Origin of the sequence: Bartonella numerosa, assembly GCF_037070845.1 — a bacterium.
In the GTDB taxonomy this organism is placed as follows: domain Bacteria; phylum Pseudomonadota; class Alphaproteobacteria; order Rhizobiales; family Rhizobiaceae; genus Bartonella.
Genome location: NZ_JAYMZI010000013.1, coordinates 21,918 through 29,066 on the forward strand (window position 1 = coordinate 21,918; position 7,149 = coordinate 29,066).

At 40.0% G+C, this 7,149-nt stretch carries 11 protein-coding genes; 4 read left to right on the forward strand and 7 right to left on the reverse strand.

The annotated features are described in order from the left end of the window. Positions 1-364: 364 nt before the first annotated feature. Complete coding sequence (gene parA, locus WCP75_RS04555) at positions 365-1,006, forward strand: ParA family partition ATPase (protein WP_336277064.1); 642 nt, start codon at positions 365-367, stop codon at positions 1,004-1,006. Then, entirely contained in the window at positions 990-1,226 is a 237-nt protein-coding gene (locus WCP75_RS04560; RefSeq protein WP_336277065.1) for a plasmid partition protein ParG, read from the forward strand. The genes parA and WCP75_RS04560 overlap by 17 nt, the downstream gene beginning before the upstream one ends. Before the next feature lie 601 nt (positions 1,227-1,827). Here WCP75_RS04560 and WCP75_RS04565 read toward each other — a convergent pair. From WCP75_RS04565 to WCP75_RS04595, 7 genes are all read right to left on the reverse strand, one after another. Then, positions 1,828-2,208 (reverse strand): hypothetical protein, encoded by a 381-nt coding sequence (locus WCP75_RS04565; RefSeq protein WP_336277066.1) that lies wholly within the window; start codon positions 2,206-2,208, stop codon positions 1,828-1,830. A gap of 72 nt (positions 2,209-2,280) precedes the next feature. Further along, complete coding sequence (locus WCP75_RS04570) at positions 2,281-2,826, reverse strand: type IV secretion system protein (RefSeq protein WP_336277067.1); 546 nt, start codon at positions 2,824-2,826, stop codon at positions 2,281-2,283. Between the two features lie 11 nt (positions 2,827-2,837). Further along, a complete protein-coding gene (locus WCP75_RS04575) occupies positions 2,838-3,185 on the reverse strand; it encodes a type IV secretion system protein (RefSeq protein ID WP_336277068.1) in 348 nt (115 codons plus the stop codon). A gap of 88 nt (positions 3,186-3,273) precedes the next feature. Beyond that, on the reverse strand, positions 3,274-3,666 hold the full coding sequence (locus WCP75_RS04580) for an EexN family lipoprotein (protein ID WP_336277069.1): 393 nt from the start codon (positions 3,664-3,666) through the stop codon (positions 3,274-3,276). A gap of 26 nt (positions 3,667-3,692) precedes the next feature. Further along, positions 3,693-3,959 (reverse strand): TrbJ/VirB5 family protein, encoded by a 267-nt coding sequence (locus WCP75_RS04585; RefSeq protein ID WP_336277070.1) that lies wholly within the window; start codon positions 3,957-3,959, stop codon positions 3,693-3,695. After that, positions 3,871-4,101 (reverse strand): TrbC/VirB2 family protein, encoded by a 231-nt coding sequence (locus tag WCP75_RS04590; protein WP_336277071.1) that lies wholly within the window; start codon positions 4,099-4,101, stop codon positions 3,871-3,873. The genes WCP75_RS04585 and WCP75_RS04590 overlap by 89 nt, the downstream gene beginning before the upstream one ends. Before the next feature lie 178 nt (positions 4,102-4,279). Next, positions 4,280-4,618, reverse strand: a complete 339-nt coding sequence (locus tag WCP75_RS04595) for a DNA adenine methylase (RefSeq protein ID WP_336277072.1) — start codon at positions 4,616-4,618, stop codon at positions 4,280-4,282. 1,167 nt (positions 4,619-5,785) lie between these two features. Here WCP75_RS04595 and WCP75_RS04600 point away from each other — a divergent pair. Both WCP75_RS04600 and WCP75_RS04605 read left to right on the forward strand, forming a co-directional pair. Beyond that, the gene (locus tag WCP75_RS04600; RefSeq protein ID WP_336277073.1) at positions 5,786-5,980 is read left to right on the forward strand and encodes a hypothetical protein; all 195 of its coding nucleotides are present in this window, start codon (positions 5,786-5,788) and stop codon (positions 5,978-5,980) included. Between the two features lie 180 nt (positions 5,981-6,160). Next, a complete protein-coding gene (locus WCP75_RS04605; protein ID WP_336277074.1) occupies positions 6,161-6,574 on the forward strand; it encodes a flagellar protein FlgN in 414 nt (137 codons plus the stop codon). Positions 6,575-7,149: the final 575 nt, after the last annotated feature.

The following is a 7,149-nucleotide window of genomic DNA, read 5'->3' on the forward strand; positions in this document are numbered from 1 at the left end:
ATTTTACAAAAGGATCCGCTTTGTTAAGGGATACTGAAAGAGGCTTCGTAATGCCGAGGAGGGCTGTAAAATTTCTGTTTGTCTTTGTGTCTTCATAGTTTTCGTGAAATTATGAAGTTTTCATGCGCAGGTTCAAAAGGGGTATTGGTTGTACTGAAAGTATGTGTGTAGTTTCTTTCTCTTGTTGCACTTATTTCTAACTTTGCTAAATTCGAGCGGGTGTATTTAACTGACATTGTATTATTTTACGTATCGTGGCTCTTTTGGGGGCAGGAGGGATGGTTTCTCCTGGCCTGTGGGTTGCTTGTATGCTTTGTTATTCTCTTTATAATCGTAAAAACGATAAAGCTGAAAGGCGTAATTAATGATAATTGGGTTATTGAATCAAAAAGGTGGTGTGGGGAAAACCACGCTGAGTGTGAATCTTGCCGCTAGCTTTGCACGTACTGGGGCGCGTGTGTTATTCATTGATACAGATCCACAAGGCAGCGCATTGGATTGGGCCGCTGCCCGCGAAGATGCCCCCTTGTTTCCAGTTGTTGGTCTACCGCGCGCAACGGTTCATAAAGAGATTACGCAGATCGGTGAGGGCTATGATCATATTTTTATTGACGGTTCTCCACGTGTAACGGATCTTGCGCGTAGTGCAATTATGGCCTCGGATCTAGTGCTCATTCCGGTACAGCCGAGCCCCTATGATATTTGGGCCGCTGATGGGATTGTGAAGCTGATTGATGAGGCGCGTGTATATAAAGAAAATCTTAAATCTGTTTTTGTTATTAATCGTAGAATAGTCAATACCGCGATAGGGCGCGATGTAGGTGAAGCTCTTTCGGTATATCCGGTGCATATTTTTTCTTCGAGTGTTGCGCAACGCGTAATTTTTGCGGAAGCCGCAGCGCAGGGAAAGGCAGTCTACGAAATTGATCAGCAAGGACCAGCTGCGGCAGAGATAGAAGCTGTCGCTGCTGAGATAAAGGAATTTTTTAATGAGCAAAAAAATTAAGATTGGTACAAAACCAACCAGTAAATCGATTCCCGCAACAGCTGATGCGTGGGTAGAGAGCCGAACAATTAACACGGATGAACGCATGAAACGTCTTACTATTGATGTGCCAGAAAGTTTGCATCGCTCCATTAAGATGAGTTGTGCAAGTCGTGGGACAAAAATCGCAGATGAAGTGCGCGAACTTCTCATACAAAAATACGAAAAAGAACAAAAATGATACAGAGCAGGAAATCTCAAGCCACTTAATTTATCCTTCAAAAAAGGAGAAGGAAAGGAAGTATAACCGCTTAATAAGCGAAGTTTTGTGGTTTTTGGCTTAGGATGATAATCCTAAAATTAATATCAAATTTCAACAAATCTTCTACTCTGCTTAACACAGTGTGAATTGTAAAAAAAAACTTCGTCTACTAGATCATGTGATACTTGCCTCTAACCTTGGAAAATATAATGCAATCAACAGGGGAGTATAGCTTATCAACGCACTGGAAAGATGGCTTTCCTTATATGAGGCACGGCAAGCTATGGCATCTCATTGCACATGGTTGGGAAATTTGGACAAAGCACGTTCAACAGATATTGAAAAGTTCCATCATTTATGTGCGTTGTGACAACATGAAGATGACGCGCAAGCCCTATGAAAAAATGCAAGCTAAAGCTATAGGTCTCGATTTTTTCAGATCGTACGGCTTCGTGAAGCAAGAGATTGTAAAGCAATTTCATAAACGAAGAAACAAAACAACCTCTCACTTTAGGGAATAAACATAAGGCAAATGGTTATTCTGCAAGATTCAAAAATGAGAAGCAGCTAGGTTTCTCATTCATTGAAACAGCGTCAGTTGAATATCAGGAGGTGCTAATTTTAATAATAATTTGTCATAGTACCAATTTATCGCTAGGCAGAGAAGGCATAATGGACCAAAGAAGATTACGGCAAGAATCTTTGTTTCTAAGGAGAAATGCTCTTGTCCTGACATATAAGGTAGGGTAAAGACCGCTGAAAAAAAAATACCGCAAAATCCTCCTATTACACCGATCATACCGCGAATTGGTCGGCGGTAATTAAAAAGAAGAAGAAAAAGTATAAAAGTTAATCCCCTACCCATTTTGGATATTAAGGATTGCTTTTTTGTTGAAGTGTGCAACTTTTTGTTTGCAATTGTTGCTTCATTATTGCGTTTATTAGAAGATATGCTTTCCATGAATTCCTCCCCATTTTTATTCCAGCTTTTTGATATTGAAATTAGAACATTTTTCATATTTTTGACGTGAACTTACCAGCATCCCACATGCTTGCCACGACCTGTAGCAGCAGCGGTTTTTCCAACCGGTTTGCTCGAATGATGTGCCAAATGCGTTGCTCCTGTAAGGGATGCTCCCCCTGCTTTTAAAGCTGAAGCAATTGCCGGTAAATGAATAAAGAGATAAATCCCCCCAATGCCAACAGTGATGAATTGGGTCATTGTAAGGATGATATCTTCGATATTTGTTGAAAGAACCTTCATTGCCATCTTCACATACACCCCACCAAGTAAAACCACTAATATTTGCAAAATAACAAAGTTTGCTAATTGCCCTAACCAAGCTTCTGTGAAGCGTCTGGTTGTCGAAAACAGATAAAGGCCTATGAAGAGTGGTCCTAACGAGAGAGCAAGAAATAGACCAAATTCCGATAACATTGAAACGATGAAACCGATCACACAGAATATCCCTATAATAAGTATGCAAACAAAACCAGCTGCCCAGCTCACAAGAAATGTGCCAATTTCAGTCCATCCGGTGTGTTTTATCTGCTGTCTCAAAAACATGTGCACACGCATAGTTTATCATATTATCCTATACATTTTGGTCTGATGATAACCCTTGTGTGAGGTTTGAAATGGCGTTGGCAAATCCTTGAAAATATATCTGTAACCCAAGCATTGTAGTCAGGAGCGTGTGTTGTTAATGTTGTAATGATGGCAAGCTTTACAGCTGTTGCCATAAATTCCCACATCGGTGTAGAAGAACGACCGTAGGTCGTATTGTACCCCAGAACAATTATGTAGAGCACGCAAGAGAAGGAAGGAGGACCAGTCAAATCCCGTGAAAGATAGCTAATGGTGTCAGCCATTCTCTCTGTAAGCGGCTGCATTAAAGCGGCTTCGGCTCTAGCAAAAAAGTCTGTATTTTCAGGCATTCTTCTATATTCACTCGCTTACGTTTTTGGGATTATATTTTCTGCCAAAGGTTTCTGCTTTTATTTTTTTGTTTCTTTCGATCATTTCTTACATCTTTTCCTTCCATATTTTGTCCATTTCTTGTGATTGTTCCTCAGCATTTCTTCTTGCTTCTTCTTCTCTAGCTTTTTGTTCAGCTGCTTGTCTGACTCTTTCTTCTTCGGCTTTTTTACGTCTTTCTTCCGCTGTTCTACGCCATTCTTCTTCTTCTTTACGACGTTTCTCTTGCGCTTGTTTTCTGCGCTCTACATCAATTTGATGTTGTGCCACTCGGACATTTTCACAGTTTTTTGAATGTCCTGTCCATCCACATCTAACAAGCCATTCTTCGCGTAATTGTTCATCTTTTTTAAAGTTGGCTACGCTATAGTTTTTAGAGCACCCAGCAGCGATAATCCCGGTGCAAAGAAGCAAAGTTGTTATGGTGATTTTTGGCATCATTTCTCCCCTCTCTTTAGTTTTGCGCTTTACTTGCTTAACAGTCGTTTCGCATAATCTTTATATCGCGCGTTAAATTCTTGTCTCGTACGAATATTTTCAGCTTCAGCTTGTGCTTTTTGAATCATAGCAACGGCTTGTATTTTTATAGTTTTGGCTTGTAACAAAGCCTGTGTAGCGACTAATTGTGCTTGAGCACTTTGAACATCAGCAGCAGTCTGAGCGTTTTGGAGTTTTTTGACATTTTTCTGAATTGCTTCTACCAAAGAAGGCTTTATGCAACTCGATATAACCATCAATCCAAGCAATACCAACACCGATAACAGTAATTGTTGCAATAGATTTTGAAACAGACCCCGTTAAAGCTTTCACTCTTTTTTGAAGAGAGCTTTCAACTGTCCCGAAACCTCGTACAAACACTAGACCGCTTAATGCCATAAATGCAAAAAACAACGCAAGGAGCGTAATCAACCATTTTCATGTGTTTCTGAAAAAGAAAATCTTTGTAAAGGGCTACCGTACGCAGATTGACAACAGATTTTCGACATGACAACTCCATCCCCTCCGTTAATTGTCTTAACTTGGGAAACGCCCTATAGCAAAAAAAAAAATTTTTCTAGTGTTTTTCTGCAATTTTTTTCAAAAATGCGGAATGCTCCACAAATAATTCGCTTTGTGAGGATTTTTTCAGCAAGAAGATTGAAGAGAAAAAAGCTGAAAAACCGGCTGTAAGGATGAGCTTCAAAGTCATATATAGGGACTCATATTCGCTTACTTTTTCAGCAAGAGCCAAAGCGTCTTTTGGGAGCATTTGCCAAAAGATAACGAGCGGTTCAAAGTTATCATAAGCATAAATCTTCGTTCCTTTTTTCGCCAGAGTGAGCCCAACTGAGCCACCTCCTACGAAAGGGGAACACAGAGTTTTTTGTTTTTTTATGTAATTATCAATGATCATAAGATGGCACGACTTTTCCCTCCCGGATAACGAAGAGGTGATTTGACAGGATGATTTTCAGAAGGTCTTTTTTGTTTCCCTATAGTTAGTGCTAAATCCCTGAAAGCTCCCCACACATGCCTTCTTTGGTTTGCGGTTTTTCTCATATTATTGGCTCTTGGTACGAAGTTTTTTTCCATGGGTATTTTTAGTAAGCATCTAAAGTGGTTTTAAAATTCCTAGAGATCGCGCTATGACAGGTCATAAATCCACATCTACAAATATTCGCTGCTACATGTGATAAATGTCACGGAAGTTGCTTCTTAAATAATTTCATTTTGCCTACGAGTCATAATCATGGATAGCCTTTTCGGTGCTTCGTTGCCCGTTTTTTAATTCTGACGATAGAAAAAAATACAACTCACACCGAACGGACGAGAAAACTCTCACAATCACCCTCCACAACTCTTTGACGATACGAAAAACCCCCCGTACGGTAAAACCGCTCGGCACAAATCTCACACGAAAACGACATGAGGAAAGTGCCACTTCTCCCTCTTTCTACAACAAAAATGAGTTTAGAGCACGGCAAACTGCTGAAATATATGTGAGAATGGTTCAGTAGAAACTTAGGAGTTGATCGCCTTGAAATACAAACTTTTGATTGAAGGAGAAGTTTTTTCGTTCACCTTATTCGTAGAGGAAATTTTGATTACTACCGTTCCAGCAAAAAAGTGCGCGGTATCGCTTAATTTTTTAACATTAGAGAGCGAGATATTTTCGTAAATGAAGTTTTTTATCGTCATAGTCTCTGGAAGAGACTAGAGGGTGTTAACAAAAAACAAAGGGTACTTTTGTCGATGTTGGGAAACTGTATCGCGAGCGGAGTGACAAAAACTTTAGCTGTTAAGCATTTTTGGGGGAGTAATATCTTTTTATGAGCATAAAACGGTAAAAATTCTATATTTTGCGGCCTATTTATTAGCGGTAGAGGGAAAAAACGATAAAAATAGAAGTTTTCAGCGAATTTGTGTCATGACATTCTGTGCGTTCGCAAATTATTGACAAATTGTGTTTTGTGCAGAATACTACGGCGCACGGTGTGGTGTGTGCAGGGAGTGAGTGATCCCGGAGGGTGGTGCTTTTCTGCGGTTTCGAGGTCTTTTGTGTTGAGTGTGGTTTCATCGCGTGGGCGTGATCGCAGGGCAGGAGCGTGCGGGATTAGAGGCTATGGAGGGTGAGGATGCTGGGGCTTTTTTAAAATTTTGTGCTTTCCTGTGCGGTGGTTTTTTACCGAATTTTACCAAATACGGTATCCGCGGTGCGTTGGCGTCGGAAGAGATGACGCTTTGCGGGATCGGTGTCACGGTAAATATTAGTTAAAAAAAACAAAGGGGAAATGTTTTCATATTAATAAGTTAGAAGCGGAACAAATTTTAGCCTCTGGAAGATGTCGTGCTGTCGTCTATGTGGTTGTTCGTGGAATGAATTCAGCTTAGGGGAGGGCGTTGTGTCGTTCTCACTGAAAGCTCAAGAGGTAATATTGTTAAAGGGGAAATAAAAATGACTGCATCAAAAGCGAAAGTTCTTGAAAATGATCAGATTTGCCGTGACTGGGCTATGACGAAATTTGTGGCTGCCGTTAAAGGGTTAGCACAGGTGATAGAGTATGAAAGTTCCATGCTAGAGAGCCACAGCGTCCCGGATTATGAAGAAATAAACCTATGTAAGATACGCGGTTTACGCGATCTTAATAAGTCGATGAGTGACGTAAAACGCTATATGAATCAGGACATTGAAAATGAGATAGAGGAATTATTGGCGGATTTACAGGAGAAATTATGCCGTAATAGTGAATTTCTGCAAACGCACTTGGATGCAGTTAATGACCTCTCTCAGGCCTTGCAGGAGGCTGCGCGTACAAAAGATTCTGGTACATCCCGTATTCAGTCGATATCTTCCATTTTAGGTGATTAATTAAATGGTTAAGTGACTTCGGAGCAATGTAGTATCTGGTGCCACTGCGTACGAGATCCTGGTTCTGACGTTGCGAAAAATATTCATTGTTGTCGAAAGAATAGCTCTGGACACAACGAAAGGGGCGTTTGCATTTTCATTGGTTTGGAAATTTTTCTTCGGTAGAAAAGCTGGCCGCTTCTCGTGTATCATATACATGGCTTTTACTGCGCTGCATCTGTGTAAATTACCATCGTATTTTATGAAGAGACAGTGGGGGAGTTTGTGTGTCATAGAATAAATTTTCAAATGATGAGTGGAAGGCAGAAAAGAGATCATATTGTCAATATGCAACTTATGGAAACAAATATCACAAAGATTTTTTCATGATTGCAGATTGCATTGCTAAAACTGCCGTCTTGAATGGATTTTTCAGGTCCAAGATCGTAGGCTTTGCTGAATAAAGTAGAGTCTTTTGTTATTCTAATTAATTTGTTACGATGGTTTTGATATTTTGATTAAAATATACTTTTATTAACGAAAAAGGCAGCACAATGTGCTGCCTTACAATAGGGCTTATAACTACCGGATCATAT